Raw genomic sequence first — 18,268 nt, forward strand, 5'->3', positions numbered from 1 at the left:
TTGGATTTTAGATTTTGGATTGGGTTTATCTAAAAATCCAAGGCTGGATAGAGCGATCGCTCTATCCAACCAACAATTATCCTTAACTCAAAATCCAATTTCAATGGTCAAACTCCGAATCTTTCCGATATCTGCGTTAGCTTTATCTGCAACTTCTAGAGTCCAGGTTCCTTGAGGATTTTTACCTTTGAAGGCAGCAAGTTTAGGGGTGTTTACCTCATCGTAAGTCGTTTTGATATTATCTGTAGCTCCACCCTGGCGATCGTGCAGAACTATTGGCAGTATGCCGATTTGCACTGGGGGAAGGAGAGTAACTATAAGATCCCCAATATAAGTATGCTCGATGTCTACTAGAACTTTGATGGATTTCAAAAGGGTGGTATTAGCGATCGCCAACGATAATGTTGATACTTGCAAGTCATTAATTGGAATATCTTGGACTGCTTTAAATATGCTAATGGGTGATGTTTGAGCAGGCTTGGCTAATTCTACAGCTTTGAGAGCATTGATTCGACCGTAACCGTAGAAAGGGCTGCGACCATTGGCATCATATTTACCTCCAGTGGGGTCAATGCGATCGCTAGAACGTTTAAAAATATCTCGCACTTCATCCCAACGCAGATTTGGGTTTCTGGCAAGAATTAAGGCTGCAACACCCGCAGCACCCGGACAAGCGCTGGAAGTTCCACCAAATTCGTTTGTGTAGTTGCCTGCGGCGTCACCTAGATTCTGATTGCCTGAATTATAACCAAGTACACCAGAGCGATCGGTCGTCCAAATTCCAGAGGTTTGAGAACTGTCACCATTGTTGCTGGGGAAGGCGCACCAGACAGCTTGACCAAAGTCACTGTAAGCGCTTCTCTTACCGTAGTCATTACAAGCTGCCACCGCAATCACCTTTTGGTAGCTGGCGTAACCATCATTATCCACGCTTTCATTACCATTACCAGCGGCGAATAAAACTACACAACCCTTGCCGTTGCGCCCCTTAGTGATTGCAAAGTCTATAGCAAGTCGTGTGGAATCAGGCAGAGGTACTTTTTGCTTGTGTACAGGATCGTCTGGCTCAAACCAAGTACCGTCCGCTGGCCCCCAGCTACAAGAAATCACATCAGCACCATTTTGAGCCGCCCAAATAAAAGCATCTGCTTCATCTTGTGACCCCAACGCCGAAGCTAAACGAATCGGCATGAGTTTTGCGCCTGGTGCGACACCAGATGCCCCAAAGTTGCCGTTTCCACAAGCTACGCCCGCACAGGATGTGCCGTGGTTATTATCGTTTCCCGGTCTGGGATTATTCGTTTTACGTGTGACATCACGTGGGGCAACAATCTTGCCAGAGGAACGGAACTCTTCATGATCGAGATCCACACCGTCGTCGATAATTGCAATAATTGTCCCTGTACCATCGCTCAACTTCCAAGCTGCTTCAACGTTGGCGTGGGCGTTGATTATCTTACCATTAATTGTTGTTTGCTTTAAGTGCCACTGCTGCGGGAAAACCTGACGTTGGCGTGATTCACGCGCTAGTTCAGGATGGCACAGTTCCACTGATTCCTCATTCAGAAGTCTCTCGGCAATGTCAAAGACGGCCATACCAGTATTTGCAGGCGCGCTGACAAAATAAGCATTTCGTGCGTATTCAAGTTGGCGTTTAATTGTTAAGCTGTAACGTCTTAAAACCTCTTGGCAGACCCTTGACTCTTCCTCGCTGTCAAATTTAACAAAAAGGTTTTCGGTGTAAACTACAGGCTGTTGGGATATGGGATCAATTAAGACACGTCCGGCAAATTGGACTTCAGACTCATTGTTGAGAATTTCACGGGCGCGATCGCGCAAAGCAATACCCTGATTCGGAACTTTCGCTTGCAAAATTTCTACACCCGCTTGCCGAAACCGTGTTGTTAACTCAAATTGATTGAGGATACTACGAGCTATGGGTGATACAGGTGCGACTTCAAAGGATCTTGCACCCACAATAGTGCTGCGGCTTTCAGTACGTACTACAACATGTTCGTTGCTGATCGCAAATTCATACTGTTGGCCGTTCTGTCCACCATAGCGAACCTGAACCATTGTTTAATCTCCTAAATGTTTTGAAAATTGGGAATTGGGCATTGGGTATTGGGCAAAACATTTCCCAGCCCTGAGTGGGGAATTTCACTCATTACTTAGCACTCAGCACTCCTAAGGGGCATGGGAAACCGTATTATGCCTTAATTTGAAGGCTTGCTACATACATAGTGATCTGCCGTTTAGTTTATGGATATTTTTTATTTCATGTGTTATATGTGTATTACAATACAGAATTTAATCTATCTAAGTTCATACAAGCTTTCGATTCATCTTTCCAGAAAAGAGGAGATTCAAAATCAGGTTGCTTTAAGAATCTTCACTACCTGTAGGCGCGAACTGTGCATCACGATGAAAAAAAAATGTATTCCATACCACTGAAAAACGCTATAACATCATTAGAACTTGAGAAAAATGTTTTATTTTCCAGCCGAGTATTTTCTACAGGTTTACTCTTTACCCCTGAGTGCTGAAGTGAGATTGCAAAAAGACTCTTTTTCTGAGTATCCCCAACAAATTCGCGTTGGTAGCGGTCGCACTGCTGTATCCTACACTCGTAAGTCTGGATACTATGCAATACATTACAATCAACCCAGCACCGTGCCAGCAGGAGCTATTTTACAACTTAATAACGGTGAAATCGCAGTTTTTTCAGGCGAACCCAATCAATCAGAAAAGGATATATTAAGTCCAATTTATACACTAGAAGCAAATGCTTCCTTAGCAGTACCAACTGGACTGGTTTTTATTCGCTTTGCTGAAGGCGTTGACGTGGAGTCGCAGCGCGAGGTCATTAATCAAGCAGGTTATGAAGTAGCACAAAGCCTTTCTTATGCACCTCATACCGCTTGGTTGCGTGCCAAATCAGGTAATATTGTTGATGCGATCGCTGGGATTTCGCAGTTAGAAGCGATCGCTAATGTTGAGAATGTCGAACCTCAAATGCTTATGGAAAGAGGTTGGAGATAAATTATAAATTACAAACTATACATCTGGTAAGGGTTTTAAAAATTATTGAAATATCTCATTTGCCCAGATAATTAAAAGCAGCCACGACACTAGTCATGACTGCTGGTAATTATTGATAAATTAACTGGTTGTCTCCGCTTTACATATTTATTAAAAGCTACTGTCACAACCAATTTAAGACTGACAGATGATTAAGCTTTAGCAAAGTTTTCAGCAGCAAAGTCCCAGTTAGCCACTTTGTCTAGGAAATTCTTGATGAACGCTGGACGGGCATTTCTGTAATCAATGTAGTAGGCGTGTTCCCAAACATCCAAGGTTAGGAGTGCTTTTTGTCCATGAGCTAGTGGATTTTCTGCATTTGGTGTTTTGATAACTTTCAGCGTACCACCATCATCAATTAACCAAGACCATCCGCTTCCGAACTGAGTTGCAGCAGCGTTAGAGAACTCTTCTTTGAATTTGTCAAAGCTACCGAAGTCTTTATCAATCTTGGCTGCAAGTTCACCAGTGGGTGCGCCGCCACCGCCTGGCTTTAAGGAATTCCAGAAGAAGGTGTGGTTCCAAACTTGGGCGCTGTTGTTGAAGATTCCCGCTTTAGAGGAGTCTTTGAAGGAAATTTGGATTACCTCTTCCAAAGACTTATTGGCAAGTTCTGTACCTTCAACCAGCTCGTTGAGCTTGTCTACGTAAGCTTTGTGATGCTTGCCATAGTGATACTCTAAGGTTTCGCCTGATATACCAAAAGACTCTAAAGCATTCAATTCGTAGGGTAGGGCGGGTAGTGTAAATGTCATTTTATGAAATCCTCTCTTTACCGGTTTCCAGTTGAAAGCTATTGCAGAAGCTCAGGAAATTAGCAGCTTTTGTTTTTGACAGTTTTATGCTTTTTATGGTGAAACATAAAACTTAACATCGTTATTCTACTACCAAAGTGAAGATGAAAACAAAGTAGTTTTGTGATAAGTTAAATCGCTAGTAATTGCTGACTATAAATAAAAATGGCTAATATTTCACAAATTCCAGAGACTAATAAATAATTAGCATTTAGCAATTCCGGCTTTCATACTTCCATCTTGAGTACGATTATTGCGATGTGAAAAATCAGTCTAAAGCTAGATGATTTAATTCTTAATTAATCTAATATTTTTAGTACAAGGCTCAAGGCTTGATTTTCAACTAAGATAGCCAATTCTCAAATTAGCTATTTTGTTTTTAAATGCAGTTTTGAGGATGGTAAGTGAATAATCATTCACCCACCACCCTTTGAAATTAAACAACTAACAGTGGTGATTACCACCCAGATAAACGCTGCTGGTAATAGCTAACGATTTGTGCTGTGACTTCAGACACGTCCAAACCATCGGTTTGAACTTCGATCGCATCTGCTGCTTTTTGCAAAGGAGAAACTTTGCGAGTGCTATCTTTCCAGTCACGTTCGGCGATGTCGTGTTCTAGCTGCTCTAAACTTACTTCGGGTTGACCTTGTTTGTTAAAGTCTTGCTGACGACGACGGGCACGTTCGCTGACTGAAGCGGTTAAAAAGATTTTCACTTCGGCATCGGGGAACACGTGAGTACCGATATCCCGACCTTCAGCGACTAAACCACCTCTTTTACCCCAATTTTGCTGTTGTTTAACTAGTGCTTGACGTACAGCGCTTTGGGCAGCGATCGCCGATACTTGAGAAGTTACCTCAATGGTGCGAATTGCCTGGGTAACATCAAGACCGTCAATCCAAACCTGCACAGACGTTTGTAAGTCTTGGGTAGGAGTAAGTTCAATTTTGCACTGATTAGTTAATTCTGCGATCGCACACTCATCATCAATAGCAATCCCTTGTTGTAGTACTAACCAAGTGACAGCACGGTACATTGCTCCTGTATCTAAATACACTAAACTCAGGTTTGCTGCCACTTGCCTCGCCACTGTGGATTTTCCAGCACCGGCTGGGCCATCAATGGCGATAATAGGTTGACGATCGCGCAATATCGTATTGTCAATCAAACGTGTAGCACCAAGACGAGCTGCGATCGCCAACATTCCTTCCTCCTCAACTTTTTCTAAAGACATCAACGTAGTCGGTTCAACCAATTCAATATATTCCACTGAGACCGTGCTGACCATTGCCACTTCTTGCTGTACCACTGCTATTAACTTGTTGCTATTGCGATCGCCTGCCCGAAACGCGGCTTCAGCCCGTCGCAAGCCGCGATATAATACCGCTGCTTCCTCTTTTGCCGTTGCAGTCAAATATTGATTACGAGAACTGAAGGCAAGACCCGATCCTTCCCGCACTGTTGGACAAGCAACAATTTCTACTGGCAAATTTAAATCAGCTACTAAGCGTTTAATAATTGCTAGTTGCTGACCATCTTTTTGACCAAAGTAGGCACGATTAGGCTGCACCAAATTGAAAAGTTTGGTAACAATCGTAGCTACACCCTGAAAGTGACCCTGGCGAGAACGACCACACAAGCCTGTTATCATAGCAGATGGGGGGATAACTTGTGTAACTTTTGATTCTTGTATACTCTTCTGGGGAACGGCCATCTCTTCCGGAGTCGGTGCAAAAATGGCATCTACCCCAGCTTGTTCGCAAAGTTGTTGGTCTTGCTCTAAAGTACGGGGGTAGCGTTGATAATCCTCATTGGGAGCAAATTGCAGGGGATTAACGAAAATACTCACAATCACCGTAGAATTTTCTTGTCGCGCCCGTTGGATCAAGCTTAAATGACCTTGATGCAAATTCCCCATAGTTGGCACCAGGCCGACTGCCGTCTGATACCAGCCAGTAATGTCATCTAGTTTCAGATCCTCAGTAACCGCTATCTGTTTGTTTTCTAAGCAGCGTTTAGTTAAATAGCAGCGTAAAGCTGCCACTGTTGTCAGCAGGCGCACAAAAATACCCCTAGTTCTTATCGATCCCTCCCCCGTTAGTTTATATCTGAAATCGAGGTAAGAGTTAAGCTTTTCATCTCATGTCTGGCTGAGGGGAGTGGAGGCAATACAGTTCGGTTAAGGCAAGAGACGCGATGAATCGCCGTCTCTACAAAAGATTGATTAATTCTGATAGGTAAATCAAATTTCAATTTCTCTTCTTTCCTTCTTCCTTTGCGCTCTTTGCGTCCTTCTCTAACGAGACGCTACGCGTAGCTTGCTTCTCCGCAGGAGTATGCGGTTCGTTCTCTTATCCCTCAAATTTAATGTGATACACCACTAGAGTTTTGTCTCCGGCGTTGGTGTCGGTGTCGGAGTGGCAGTTTCTATGGGAGTTGGTGTCGGAGTTTCAGTTGGCGTTGGTCTGGGAGTTTCTGTAGGCGTTGGTGTAGGCGATGGGGTGGAAGTTGGCGTTGGAGTGGGAGTTTCTGCTGTGATGGTGAGTTGATAATCTACTGGTTTTGTTGCTGTGGAAACCACGACAAACTCGTAAAATCCGCTTTCTGGTAATTTAGTTGACAAACTACGCTTGGTAGAATCTTCTAGAAATTGAATTTTACCAGAGGGTGAATAAACTGATAATAAAACTTGGGAATTTCCTTGTAGTTTCAATTCTAGAGATTGGTCTTTGGCAAGTCCAGCAATAAATACCTTACCACCACCAGGTTGAAGAGTACCGTCAACCGTTTTGCCGATCGCACCTGGATCAAAGACAAGTTTCTGGAAAGTGCTACCGACAAGGATAGCGCTAAGTTGATCGCTAACAAAACCATACCAAACTTGTCCAATGGGCTGACCTTGGAAATTTTTACCCCGCTGTTCAGGAAATACACTGAAAAAAGCAGCATCTCCCAAATCATATAAGGAACGACTACCAACGTTGATTTTATTGACTTCCACTTTCCACCGATCGCGTTCAGCAGTTGTGTAGCTTCCCAGTTGTCGGCGGGCATTGGAACTCAGTGGTGCAAGTTTTTCTAGTAATTCTGAAGCGGTTGTATCCCATTCTGCGCGCAAACTCTCATCTTCAGAACCATTGCTGAGAGTGCGTCCCCGTAAACTGGGGTTTTTATCCCAAAAAACTTGATTCACCAAGTTTACATAGAAGTTAGAGCCAATACCCAATTGTTGACGGCGATCGCTTAATTTTTCTTTACGCTGCCGTTCTGCTGGTGAATATTGCGCTAAGGGATCGGTTGGTTGTTGACTGGTTGGAATTGGGCTGGCTGTGGGATTAGGTTTGACTTCCCCGATATCGCGGCGGCCAGTCACTCCCCACCAAATTAATCCAATACTACCAGCCGCTAGCACCGTTATTAGAAAGGTTTTTGTTGGTGTCCACCAAGGGGGAGGAGATGAGGGAGGCGGGGAATATGAGGGAGTTGGGGGAGGTGGAGAAATAGCGACGGTGGCGGATGTGGGTTGTGGTGGAGTGGGGTATTGAGTTGGGGGATAGTTTGCTGGGGGTGAGTTGATAGCTTGGAGTACTTGACGGGCTGATTGATAGCGATCGCCTGGTCTAGCAGATAGCATTTTATCTAATACTTGTGCCAAAATTTGACTCAGGTTAACTTCACGCCGCCACTGCCAACTGAGAGTATAAGTATCAATTAATTCTTGGGGTTGTTTTCCTGTCAGTAAAACCAACATTGATGCGGCCAAGGCATACAAGTCGCTGTGGGGAGATACTAACCCAGTTTGCATCTGTTCTGGGGGAGCAAAACCTATTTTACCTAATAGGGTTGGTGATGGAGAAGATGCAACTATACCGGGTTGGTAATATTCGGAAGCAACGGTTGCTACTACTTGTTTGACACCGCCAAAATCAATTAACACTGGCAGTTTGTCAACAGTGCGAAGCATTAAGTTATCTGGAGAAATATCTCGATGAATAACGCCAATGGAGTGAATATATTCCAACACTGGCAAAATTTGCTGCAACAATTGGCGTACTTCCGCCTCGGTAAAGCGCAAACCCTGTTGTATTCGGGCATTTAACAACGAGTTGTAGGTTTCCCCTTCGACATAATCTTGCACCAAAAACAGATATTCTTTGCCGCCTAAATTTAACCGCAACAGTTCCCGAAAGCGGGGAATTTGGGGATGTTGCAATTTATAAAGAACACTCGCCTCTCTTTCAAACAGTTCTTCAGCTTTTTGGACAACGTAAGCTGTTTGAACTTGTGGGGAAAATTCTTTTAAAACACAAAGTTCGCGGAAACGGTTGACATCTTCAGCTAAATAAGTGCGTCCAAAGCCACCTTGGCCAATTTGACGCACAATCACATAGCGATCGCCTAAAGTTAACCCCGGTTGGATACTATAACTCATGGACGCACCCGACAATTTTTCACCACACTGGAGACAAAAGCGACTACCTGGGGAATTTTCATGTCCTTTAGAACAAAATATTTTAGTCATTAGTTATTGGTCATTAGTCATTAGTCATTTGTCATTAGTTATTAGTTATTTGTGACTCTTCCCCAGTCCCCAGTCCCCAATCCCCTTACTTGCCAGATTGTACTTTACTGACTTGATCGGCTGCGATCGCATACCAAACTTGACCAAAAGTCTGTTGATTCAGTTTCCCACGCTGCTGACCCGGAAACAACCGATCAAATTTTTCATTTGTATCTTTGGTCAGCTGATCGATTGTATAATTCCCAAACTGCCCCGATCGCGCTTGTCGTCTCCATGTTTCGTAATCTTGTGCCGTATATTTACCCAGTTTTCGACGAGATGCTGTACTGATATCAGCCTGTTCTATTTTATTCAATAAATCGTCAGCGACACCAGACCATTCATCTCGTAAACCAGCATCTTCAGGTTTAGATGTCAGGCTACGTCCTTTTAATTCAGGTTTTTTTGTATAAAATAAATCATCTACAAAGCGAATAAAAAATCCTTCAGGAATTTCTAGCTGTTGACGACGACTGATAATTTTTTGGAGATCACTATTTTTTCCTTTCTCGCTGACTGGCTTACCACCTGGAAAGTGGGGGATTTGCGGTAATGAAGGTAATGAAATTGACGGGATGCTGATTGAAGTTACAGCCCTAATGGCTGCATTTCCCGCCGCTAAAGTTAATCCAACTAAAGCCGTCCCCCCTAAACTCATCACAAAAGGGCGAATCCAAACAGGCCAAGACATCGGTTTAGCAATTGCTTGCGTTTTGCTCTGAAATCTACTCACAATAGCACTGGCGCGTTGTCTTCCCGGAGCAACTACCATCGTCTTAATCTTGCTAGTAATATAATTACCTGGGGATTTAGTTGCAGTTGGCGATGGTAAATCTTTGAGGATTTGCTCGGCTCGTTGATAGCGATCGCTCGGTTTATAAGCTAGCATCTTTTTTAACACCGCTTCTAGTTGCGGGCTAACTTGGATTTCCTTTCCCCATCCCCAAATTCCTTGATAGCTGTCGTATAATTTTTGTGGTTCTTTACCTGTGAGCAACACTAATGCAGTCACAGCTAAAGAATATAAATCGCTACTAAAAAAGGCTTGTCCTTGCCGTAGTTGTTCTTCTGGAGCGTAGCCTTTTTTACCCAGTATAGTGTTATTTCCAACCAACTTGGTGCGCCAAAAACCTTGAGAAGCCGGCAACTGCTTGACACCGCCAAAATCAATCAGTACTGGCAAATTATCAGAACGCCGCCAAATCAAGTTATCAGGAGAGATATCACGATGAACGACATCTTGCGAGTGGATGTAGGATAAGACTGGTAAAATTTGTTGCAGGAGAGTGATTAATTCCTCTTCACTAAAGGTTTTGCCTTGACTTTCACGCTGTTCTAACAACTGGTAGTAATTATCCCCATCCACATAATCTTGCACGAGAAAGAAAAAATCTTTAGCGCCTATTTGTACTTGTAGCGAGGCGTGAAAACGCGGAATCTGTGGATGCTGGAGTTTTTTCAGAACATTCGCTTCTCGTTCAAATAACTCTTTAGCTTTTTGTAAATCTTGGTGTTCTTGTACTTGGGGTGCAAATTCCTTCAGCACACAGGTTTGATGGGATTTATTTCTATCCTCCGCCAAATAGGTACGTCCAAAGCCACCTTGTCCTAGTTGACGGATAATTTGATAGCGATTATCTACAACCTGTCCCACAGCCAGAGGTAATGGTTCACCGCAATGGGTACAAAAGCGGTTACTACCATTATTTGTGTGTTGTTTACTGCAATAGAGCTGCATGGTGCTGAAGGATAAATTAAGGTTTTATTGAATAACTACAACGCGCCTATCCCCATTTTCGGATATTCTACCAAGGTTAGGAGAATTTGATACTGTTAGCGTAGAGGTAGGGTTTAGCCTATGCGATTATTGTTTTCTGACTCAGCACTCGCTACTCAGCACGGGCTAAACGCCCCGCTACCGCTAACAGCACTGTTTAACGATGTTGATTTTACTCCAGGATAAACAACAAGGGTCATGAACCGGAAATCAAGACAGCAGCAAGTAATCAAAGCATTTGAAGATTTTTTATCTACCCCCCTAGAAACATTACTGCAAAGGCATCTCAACACTCAAACTTCGGCAGCTTTGAGTTTATTTCACGATGTAGCGGCTAATGTACCGGCCTACAAGGTGTTTTTAGCAGAAAGAGAAATTAATCCCGCGACTATTCAAACCTTGGAGGAGTTTCAAAAACTCCCAGCGATCGCTAAACAAAATTATATCCTGCGTTATCCCTTAGCTGACTTGTGCCACAACGGACAACTAGAAGCGTGCGACATGATAGCTGCTTCATCAGGTTCTAGTGGTAAACCGACATTTTGGCCTCGTTTTTTCACAGATGAACTCCAAATCGCCACACGCTTTGAACAGATTTTTCACGATAGTTTTTATTCAGATACTAGACGTACCCTAGCAGTGATTTGTTTCACTTTAGGCACTTGGGTAGGTGGGATGTTTACCACTAATTGCTGTCGTTATCTTGCTAGCAAAGGTTATCTCATCACTGTAATTACTCCTGGTAACAATAAAGAAGAAATATTGCGAGTTGTCCAAGAACTTGGTTCAGAATTTGAACAAGTGGTGTTATTGGGATACCCGCCATTTTTAAAAGATGTGATAGATACTGGTATCGCTCGTGGTGTGGAGTGGCAGCAATATCAGATTAAATTAGTGATGGCGGGAGAAGTATTTAGCGAAGAATGGCGGAGTTTAGTTGGCGAGAGAATTGGTTCGCAAAATCCTTGCTATGATTTTGCATCACTCTACGGCACTGCGGATGCCGGAGTTTTGGGTAATGAAACCCCGTTAAGTATCTGTATTCGCCGTTTTTTGGCAATAAATCCCGATGCCGCTAGAGCTTTATTTGGGGAATCGCGTTTACCCACACTAGTACAATACGATCCTTGCAATCGCTTTTTTGAAGTTCAAGACGGCGGATTGCTGTTTTCGGGAGATAACGGTATTCCCTTAGTGCGTTATGACATTTTAGATACTGGCGGAATAATTAGTTATGATGCCATGCTGCAATTTTTAGCTGAATGGGGATTTAACCCGCTTGAAAATCTCCGTTCTGAGAGTCAACAATCAGTTAGAGGTATTCATCGGCTACCTTTTGTTTATGTCTTCGGCCGTTCTAATTTTACGGTTTCCTACTTTGGTGCAAATATCTATCCCGAAAATGTGACGGTGGGATTAGAACAACCAGGAATTCAAGAATGGGTGACGGGTAAATTTGTCTTGCAGGTGAAGGAAGATGCAGATAAGAATCGATTTTTATCAGTAGTTGTGGAGTTAGGAGCAGGGGTAGAGGGTAGTGAAGAGCGAAGAGTTGCGATCGCATCTTCTATTCTTTCACAACTGCTACGTCTAAATAGCGAGTTTGCTAATTATGTTCCTGTAGAATATCAAACACCACAGGTTACATTAGCGCCAATGGGGGATGCAGAATATTTTCCGATTGGCGTGAAACATCGTTATACGCGTAAATAGGGAATGCGATGATGAATCAGGAAGAAGACGCGATGAATCGCGTCTCTACAAGGGGCGATCGCAAAAACGATGCCTGCGGCGGGCTACGCCTACGCATTCCCATTCTGTTCACAATATCTGTTTTATTAGGTGCGATCGCATTCCCTGGATTGCGGAAAGATCGGACGCGATAGATTTACGAGACGCTTACGAGACGCGATTCAGCGATCGCCAACGCTGCAAAATATTCCTCAAATGTGGGATGGTAGAAAGCGTAAACTTTCTCTTTCGTTGCTGATTCCGCAGCCAGTCCAACTTCATTTAGCCATCCCAACTTTAACGCTAACGAAAATAAAGAATTTTGCTGTTTTGGATCGCCTAATTCCTCACGGACAAACTTATGTCGTAGCCGAAACCGTGAAGCTTCTTGATCAATTGCCTGTTTTGCCAAACGTCCCAACGCTGCGTTTAATTCCTTTTGCTGCTGTTCGGTGGTAGGAAAGCGGTTTTCTTTCCACTTGTAAACCTCTTCCACAAACTGCTGATAAAGTCCGGCTTTAGTTTCCGGTAAACCTTGATCGGAACCTTGCCAAGGTTTCTTTTAAATTCGCCTTTTGGTATTCTTTCCACTTCTGCTTAACCACCTCCAGATTATCTTTTCTCGTCGCTGTCTGATGTTTTAGCGTCAGGGTAAATTTCCAATAACCTTGATTATTCGCAGCTTTTTGCGGTTCTCGCACTCTTAACTTCCATAGCCACTCCAGTGCAGTTTGAAGCTCGTCTAATTCTCTTTCTTTGTGAGAAACGTTAGATTCTGCTTTTTGCCGGGGAAATTTTAAAGTTTTACCAGCATCTTTAATCTGGTTGAGTAAATATTCCTTCTTTGTACCAACTTCAGTTGTTTTGCTTCTGTTTCCTGTTGTCTTTTTGATTTCATATCCGGTAATTTGCAGCTTATCAGCTTCCCAGACAACGCAAAGCGGAAGTTTTGATTCACAGTCTTGCTCTTCTGAAAGTTGCAACAATGCTTCTACCAGAGTGAGTACATTTTCTAAAACTGATTCATCTCCCCGAATATTTCTTGACATCAGTCTGAAATAATTTTAAATTACCCAAACAAACAAGCTTCCCCAAGCCGCAAAAGCTGACGATACAAGCATTATAGACGTTGCGTGGGGGATTTGTATGGGGAAATACCCAAAAAAATAATTGACCTTGTAAACCAAAAAACAAGGTGAATTCAGATGTCAGCTAAAAAATCTGGTAAAAATGCAAGTCAAAGAGCGATGTCTACGACGGGCTACGCCTACGCTTTCTTGCTAATTCTGCAAACAATATTAATTGGCGTAAATGCCGAAAACCGCCTTCAGCAAGGAGACTCACCAATCGAGGTTTTAAACTGGATGATTAACCAGTGTATCCCAGTCCTGAAACAAGCCAGCAGTCTCCAAGAAAAACAGAAAAAGATCCTGTTACCCAAACATCGCCCTTCTAAGGATCAATAATTTCATACTGAATACATTTATTTTAACTCAGAATGCACTGTGACATCATAAATTGACTCTTTGCGATGCCTGCGGTGTTCTCGTTGCCATCGCATCTTGTAACCTCTGATTGTTTCGCCTTCGGATAGAAAAAATATGTCACCCACTCACTCAGTGGGTTTTCACGTTCTGCTAAAGAATCATCATTTTGACAACTAAATGTCACAAAGTAGTATAATTTCTCTTGCGTGTGGACAAACTTACCGTATTCGATCTGCCGAGTTATTTCCACAGAGGCAGCCTTGTCTAAAGCGGGAAGGGGGAAAAGTTTCAAGCTCACACTTAATGGAGGCTCCTCAACGAGGTTTTTAATCCCCCGATCTACTACGGGTGCAATTACCCACTCCTGACTCCACGGATCTGGAACGGGCGAAATAATTTGTAGGCAAGGGGTGTTTTTATCGACCCAATACCATGCTCCCTGATTAAAAGATTGAACTGGGATGTAATTATCTTGGGGTGGCAGTTTTCCTATAAATTTTAGAAAATCCCTATCTTGCCGATCGCTTAGATTCATTGCGATAATCCCTGAATACAGTACTTAGTATTTTTCAAAGCTTTGATATTGCAAACTGCCGACGCTCTCTACGTCCCTTGCGCGTGTCGCAGACAGACACTAAAAGCGTAGCAAGATCCTCTGTAAGGGTACGCAGACTCGCTCTAAGCTTTGGCATAGCCTCTCTAAGAGTTGCCATGCCGAACGCGTTGCGTCTCGTAGAGAAGGCTTTATGCTGCGCTATCCTGCCTCAAAACTCGTAACTCAAAACCCGTAAATTTGTACCTCATGCAAAAGAAAACTGCTGTATCTACTGTCGTTGTTCTAAACAGCTAGTAAGTGTTTATAGAGAAGCTCTGAATCTTCTACTTCTCCAGCATGACAAATGGGTGGTTGAGATTAAGTCTTGGCAAAGGTTAGAGAAGTATAAAATGAGTTCATAGTGTTTGATTTAGTTATAAATCTTTAACAAACTTAATGATACCTCAATACTATTTGTCATTTAGAGCCGTTAAATCAACGCCGAGTTTAAGTGGTTACGCAAAATTATTTATGTCATTGCGTTCGCCCTTGGCGTTCCCGTTGGCGTAGCCTCTCGTAGAGAAGGGTACGAAATGAAATGTAGCAAAGCAATCCCAAACCCTTGCGATTGCTTCATTTCGCTTTGCTTCATTCGCAATGACAAATGTATATTTAATTTTGCACTACTACTTAAGAGTCAAAATATGCTGCTTGTTCAGCGATTTTTGATGCTTGCTGCGTTTATTATCCCAGTTTGGCTGGGTGCAACTCTAGGCTATTGGGGATTGCATGGACAATCTGATCTTCCTAAGCTAGTGGTGCTAGCATTTACAACAGGTACTTTGATAACAGCGATCGCCGAAGAAATTATTCCTGAAGCACATCAAACTCAGGATACAAACTGGTCTACTTTAAACTTTATTGGAAATTTTGCTCTGTCAATACTATTTTCTACCTATCTTGAGTAACAAATATTCGATCAGCGATTCAAATCGAGCTAATAAACAATCTATCGATCAAGAACGACATGAAATCTTACAACAGATCGAGGAATGGCTAGAAATACCCATGCTCGTATTGAGTTTCGTGTGGACAGTGCTGCTGATAGTTGAATTTGTTTGGGGACTCAGTTCACTATTAAATGCAGTCAGTACAACGATCTGGATTGCATTTATCCTAGACTTCATGCTTCAATTGCTGCTTGCACCCCAGAAACTCAATTATTTAAAGCACAACTGGTTAACCGCGTTTGCGCTTCTTCTCCCAGCAGTGCGGATATTTCGCGTGACGCGAATCATTCGGGTGTTAGGAACCGCACCTGGGGTACAAGGAGTACAACTGCTACGCGTTCTGATTCGGATCAATCGGGGGATGAAGACGCTTTCTAAAAGTGTTAGCCGTCGCGGATTTGGTTATGTAGTGACGTTAACGCTGCTCGTTGTCTTTACTGGAGCCGCAGGAATGTATGTGTTTGAGCGAAACATCCCCGGAAGCACACTCACGAATTATGGTAATGCACTGTGGTGGACGGCAATGGTTATGACGACAATGGGATCAGATTATTTTCCCAAAACGTCATTTGGTCGAGTGTTGTGTTTTTTATTAGCTGTATATGGCTTTGCGGTATTTGGATATGTGACTGCAACCATTGCCACGTTTTTTGTGGGTCAAGACGCAAACGATGATGACGCTGAAATTGCCAGCGAGAAATCTATTAAAGCACTCCAAGCCGAAATTGTCGCATTGCGGAAAGAGATCCAAGCCCGTCCATAGCCGAATCGCACGTTGAATTTTGTAACGATTTATATCGTAATGAATCAATTCAATCAATAAATCAAGCCATAGCTCCTCAGAGTAGTTAACAAGGAGAGTTATATGAAACCTTGTCCAACATGGCATAAAATTTACCCCCGCATAACTCTTCAAACAGCCTGGAGATTTAATATGAACAGCCTCTTCTTTTTACCTGTTACTTTATTGTTAGGAATTTTGCTGGGAAATCTCTATTTTCGTGGCTTGTGGACAACGGTACAGAAATTATCTACAACCCAAAACCCAATTCTATTAACGTTAGGCAGCTTTTTTGGGCGGTTAGCGATCGCACTCATCGGATTTGCTTTTGTACTAGCGATCGCCCAAGAGAACGCACTTTGGCATCTGAGCGTTTGCTTAGGCGCGTTTATTTGGGTAAGGAATCGCATTATTGAAACTCATATTTTACACTTCAAAACGTCATATTTTAATACTTCAACAAATCTTACAAAAAACTGGCCACATTATTAAACATTAATGGTGATATCTTATCGGGTCAAGGAGACTCAATGCAGATTAGTCCAGATGAAATCGTGTTTTGGAATTGGGGATTTGTGACGATCAATGCCACGTTGGTATTTACATGGATGATCATGCTACTGTTGGGCATTGGTGCTTGGTTGGTAACGCGCAAACTATCCACTGACACGCAGCTATCCCACTGGCAAAACCTGCTGGAAGTCTTAGTTGTGAATTTACGCGATCAAATTGAGCAAACCAGTGGACAAAATCCCGATCGCTATTTGCCCTTTATCGGCACCCTGTTTGTTTTTATTGCCACCGCCAATTTATTAGCGATCGTTCCTGGTTATCACCCGCCCACTGCCTCACTGTCTACCACTGCGGCCCTGGCGATATGTGTATTTTTTTCCGTTCCAGTTTTTGGTATCAGTCAGTCAGGAATCTGGAAATACCTCCACCACTACATAGAGCCAATTCCCATCCTATTTCCCTTTTATATAATTAGTGAACTCTCACGGACTTTAGCTTTAGCAGTGCGTTTGTTTGGCAATGTGATGAGTGACGGCATGATTGGGGCGATTTTAATATCGATCGCACCATTCTTCTTTCCAGCCATTATGCAGGCTTTAGGATTGTTGACAGGCTTAATTCAGGCATATATTTTCGCGGTTTTAGCAGTTGTTTATATTGGTTCTGCGAGTAATGAAGACTATGGCTCAAAATGAATCGCTATCACTTGTACTGGGAATTGTTGGCACTGTGTCAATCTTAACGGCAGGGCTGACTATGGCCATCGGCTCCATCGGCCCAGCCCTCGGCGAAGGTAAATCTGTTGCTCAAGCACTCAGTTCCATCGCCCAACAACCTGACGCAGCAAATACAATTACTCGCACATTATTTGTAGGATTAGCATTTATCGAATCCGTGGCAATTTATTGCTTTGTAATTGCGCTCATTCTCCTATTTGCTAATCCATTCTGGAACTATGTGATTGGTGCGATCGCCAAAGCAGGAGCCTGATCAAGTGGAGATTAACTGGTTTACCTTTGGGGCACAAATCCTCAACTTTTTTGTCTTGATATTTGTGCTGCAACGCTTTTTATATAAACCGATTACCAAGGCAATGGCACGCCGCGAGAAGACAATCTCCGATCGCTTGTCGTCGGCATCTGAACAAAAAGAAGAAGCAGAACAGGAGGTTAAGCATTATCAGGAAATGCAACAGCAATTCACAGACCAAAAGACAGAATTGCTGACTCAAGCAAAATCAGAAGTGGAAGAAACCCACCAACGCTTGTTGAAGGAAATGCGTGAGTCAGTGGCGAAGGAGCGATCGCAATGGCAAAGCAATTTACAACGTCAGAAAGACTCTTTTTTACATGAGGTGGGCGATCGCACTATGCAGCAATTACAAGCAACTGTGCGGCGGGTGTTGACAGACTTGGCAGAGTCGGAACTAGAAACGCAGATTGCGAGGGTGTTTTTGCAGAAATTGCGCGATCTCACCGAAACAGAACGTGCCGAACTGGTGAAGACTTTAACTACTTCGACAAAAGATAGCATTCCGTTGACGTTGGTGAGTACCTTCACCCTACCACCGGATATTTGTGCAGCGATCGCTACGGTTTTACAAGATTATTTTAAGGCAGTGGGTTCAGGCAAAATCGAATCGAGTTATGAAATTGCAGGGAAAATCGAACCGACTTATGAAATTGAATCTAGTCTGATTTGTGGGATCGAACTACGCGGCACAGGCTACAAACTAGCATGGAGCATGGATACTTACTTAGATAGCATCACCGAAAATTTGGTTACGGTTTTTGCAGAAGAAGCGTAAAGGGGATTGGGCAATACAATTACATCCTAATAACCATTTCTCAGTCCCCAATCACTGGTTTTCGGGGTAAGGGAACGAACCACAGAGGCGCAGAGAACGCAGAGGAGGAGCAAAACAGAGATTCTAAAACTTGGTTTACCCCGCAAAGTTGCTGTGACAGATCACTAATCTCCAGTCCCCCCTATTCA

General features: G+C 43.1%; 18 protein-coding genes. 10 read left to right on the forward strand and 8 right to left on the reverse strand.

Annotation, left to right across the window (positions count from 1 at the left end):
* Nucleotides 1–87: 87 nt before the first annotated feature.
* Entirely contained in the window at nucleotides 88–2,076 is a 1,989-nt protein-coding gene (locus V7L07_RS22780) for a S8 family serine peptidase (RefSeq protein WP_335061138.1), read from the reverse strand.
* A gap of 411 nt (nucleotides 2,077–2,487) precedes the next feature.
* Here V7L07_RS22780 and V7L07_RS22785 point away from each other — a divergent pair, with 411 nt between their 5' ends.
* A complete protein-coding gene (locus V7L07_RS22785) occupies nucleotides 2,488–3,042 on the forward strand; it encodes a hypothetical protein (RefSeq protein WP_335061139.1) in 555 nt (184 codons plus the stop codon).
* Between the two features lie 191 nt (nucleotides 3,043–3,233).
* Here the strand turns inward: V7L07_RS22785 and V7L07_RS22790 are convergent, their stop codons facing one another.
* The 4 genes from V7L07_RS22790 to V7L07_RS22805 all read right to left on the reverse strand — a co-directional run bounded on the left by V7L07_RS22790 (nucleotide 3,234) and on the right by V7L07_RS22805 (nucleotide 10,177).
* Nucleotides 3,234–3,836: a superoxide dismutase gene (locus V7L07_RS22790; protein WP_335061140.1), complete on the reverse strand. Its 603-nt coding sequence runs from the start codon at nucleotides 3,834–3,836 to the stop codon at nucleotides 3,234–3,236.
* Between the two features lie 496 nt (nucleotides 3,837–4,332).
* Nucleotides 4,333–5,940, reverse strand: a complete 1,608-nt coding sequence (locus V7L07_RS22795; RefSeq protein ID WP_335061141.1) for a bifunctional pantoate--beta-alanine ligase/(d)CMP kinase — start codon at nucleotides 5,938–5,940, stop codon at nucleotides 4,333–4,335.
* A 318-nt stretch (nucleotides 5,941–6,258) separates the two neighbouring features.
* Nucleotides 6,259–8,400: a serine/threonine-protein kinase gene (locus tag V7L07_RS22800; RefSeq protein WP_335061142.1), complete on the reverse strand. Its 2,142-nt coding sequence runs from the start codon at nucleotides 8,398–8,400 to the stop codon at nucleotides 6,259–6,261.
* A gap of 85 nt (nucleotides 8,401–8,485) precedes the next feature.
* Nucleotides 8,486–10,177 (reverse strand): serine/threonine-protein kinase, encoded by a 1,692-nt coding sequence (locus tag V7L07_RS22805; protein WP_335061143.1) that lies wholly within the window; start codon nucleotides 10,175–10,177, stop codon nucleotides 8,486–8,488.
* Between the two features lie 237 nt (nucleotides 10,178–10,414).
* Between V7L07_RS22805 and V7L07_RS22810 the strand changes: the two genes are divergently transcribed.
* Nucleotides 10,415–11,929, forward strand: coding sequence for a phenylacetate--CoA ligase family protein (locus V7L07_RS22810; RefSeq protein ID WP_335061144.1), 1,515 nt, complete (start codon nucleotides 10,415–10,417; stop codon nucleotides 11,927–11,929).
* 8 nt (nucleotides 11,930–11,937) lie between these two features.
* Nucleotides 11,938–12,102 carry a hypothetical protein gene (locus V7L07_RS22815; RefSeq protein WP_335061145.1) on the forward strand — a complete coding sequence of 55 codons (165 nt, stop codon included), beginning with the start codon at nucleotides 11,938–11,940 and terminating at the stop codon, nucleotides 12,100–12,102.
* A gap of 2 nt (nucleotides 12,103–12,104) precedes the next feature.
* Here V7L07_RS22815 and V7L07_RS22820 read toward each other — a convergent pair whose 3' ends face one another.
* A complete protein-coding gene (locus tag V7L07_RS22820; RefSeq protein ID WP_442936076.1) occupies nucleotides 12,105–12,443 on the reverse strand; it encodes a hypothetical protein in 339 nt (112 codons plus the stop codon).
* A 22-nt stretch (nucleotides 12,444–12,465) separates the two neighbouring features.
* Complete coding sequence (locus V7L07_RS22825; RefSeq protein WP_335061146.1) at nucleotides 12,466–12,996, reverse strand: hypothetical protein; 531 nt, start codon at nucleotides 12,994–12,996, stop codon at nucleotides 12,466–12,468.
* 156 nt (nucleotides 12,997–13,152) lie between these two features.
* Here V7L07_RS22825 and V7L07_RS22830 point away from each other — a divergent pair, with 156 nt between their 5' ends.
* Entirely contained in the window at nucleotides 13,153–13,413 is a 261-nt protein-coding gene (locus V7L07_RS22830) for a hypothetical protein (protein WP_335061147.1), read from the forward strand.
* A gap of 22 nt (nucleotides 13,414–13,435) precedes the next feature.
* Here the strand turns inward: V7L07_RS22830 and V7L07_RS22835 are convergent, their stop codons facing one another.
* Entirely contained in the window at nucleotides 13,436–13,969 is a 534-nt protein-coding gene (locus V7L07_RS22835) for a hypothetical protein (RefSeq protein WP_335061148.1), read from the reverse strand.
* Nucleotides 13,970–14,673: 704 nt separating this feature from the next.
* On the opposite strand from V7L07_RS22835, the gene V7L07_RS22840 reads away from it, so the two are divergent.
* From V7L07_RS22840 to V7L07_RS22865, 6 genes are all read left to right on the forward strand, one after another.
* Complete coding sequence (locus V7L07_RS22840) at nucleotides 14,674–14,937, forward strand: hypothetical protein (protein WP_335061149.1); 264 nt, start codon at nucleotides 14,674–14,676, stop codon at nucleotides 14,935–14,937.
* Entirely contained in the window at nucleotides 14,930–15,742 is an 813-nt protein-coding gene (locus V7L07_RS22845; protein ID WP_335061150.1) for a potassium channel family protein, read from the forward strand. Before V7L07_RS22840 ends, V7L07_RS22845 begins: the two co-directional genes overlap by 8 nt.
* Before the next feature lie 171 nt (nucleotides 15,743–15,913).
* Nucleotides 15,914–16,252: an ATP synthase subunit I gene (locus V7L07_RS22850; RefSeq protein WP_335061151.1), complete on the forward strand. Its 339-nt coding sequence runs from the start codon at nucleotides 15,914–15,916 to the stop codon at nucleotides 16,250–16,252.
* Nucleotides 16,253–16,290: 38 nt separating this feature from the next.
* Nucleotides 16,291–16,968 carry a F0F1 ATP synthase subunit A gene (locus V7L07_RS22855; RefSeq protein ID WP_335061152.1) on the forward strand — a complete coding sequence of 226 codons (678 nt, stop codon included), beginning with the start codon at nucleotides 16,291–16,293 and terminating at the stop codon, nucleotides 16,966–16,968.
* On the forward strand, nucleotides 16,955–17,263 hold the full coding sequence (locus V7L07_RS22860) for a F0F1 ATP synthase subunit C (RefSeq protein WP_094346123.1): 309 nt from the start codon (nucleotides 16,955–16,957) through the stop codon (nucleotides 17,261–17,263). The genes V7L07_RS22855 and V7L07_RS22860 overlap by 14 nt, the downstream gene beginning before the upstream one ends.
* A gap of 4 nt (nucleotides 17,264–17,267) precedes the next feature.
* A complete protein-coding gene (locus tag V7L07_RS22865; RefSeq protein ID WP_335061153.1) occupies nucleotides 17,268–18,080 on the forward strand; it encodes a F0F1 ATP synthase subunit B family protein in 813 nt (270 codons plus the stop codon).
* Nucleotides 18,081–18,268: the final 188 nt, after the last annotated feature.

This window comes from Nostoc sp. (assembly GCF_036916985.1).
In the GTDB taxonomy this organism is placed as follows: Bacteria; Cyanobacteriota; Cyanobacteriia; order Cyanobacteriales; family Nostocaceae; genus Nostoc.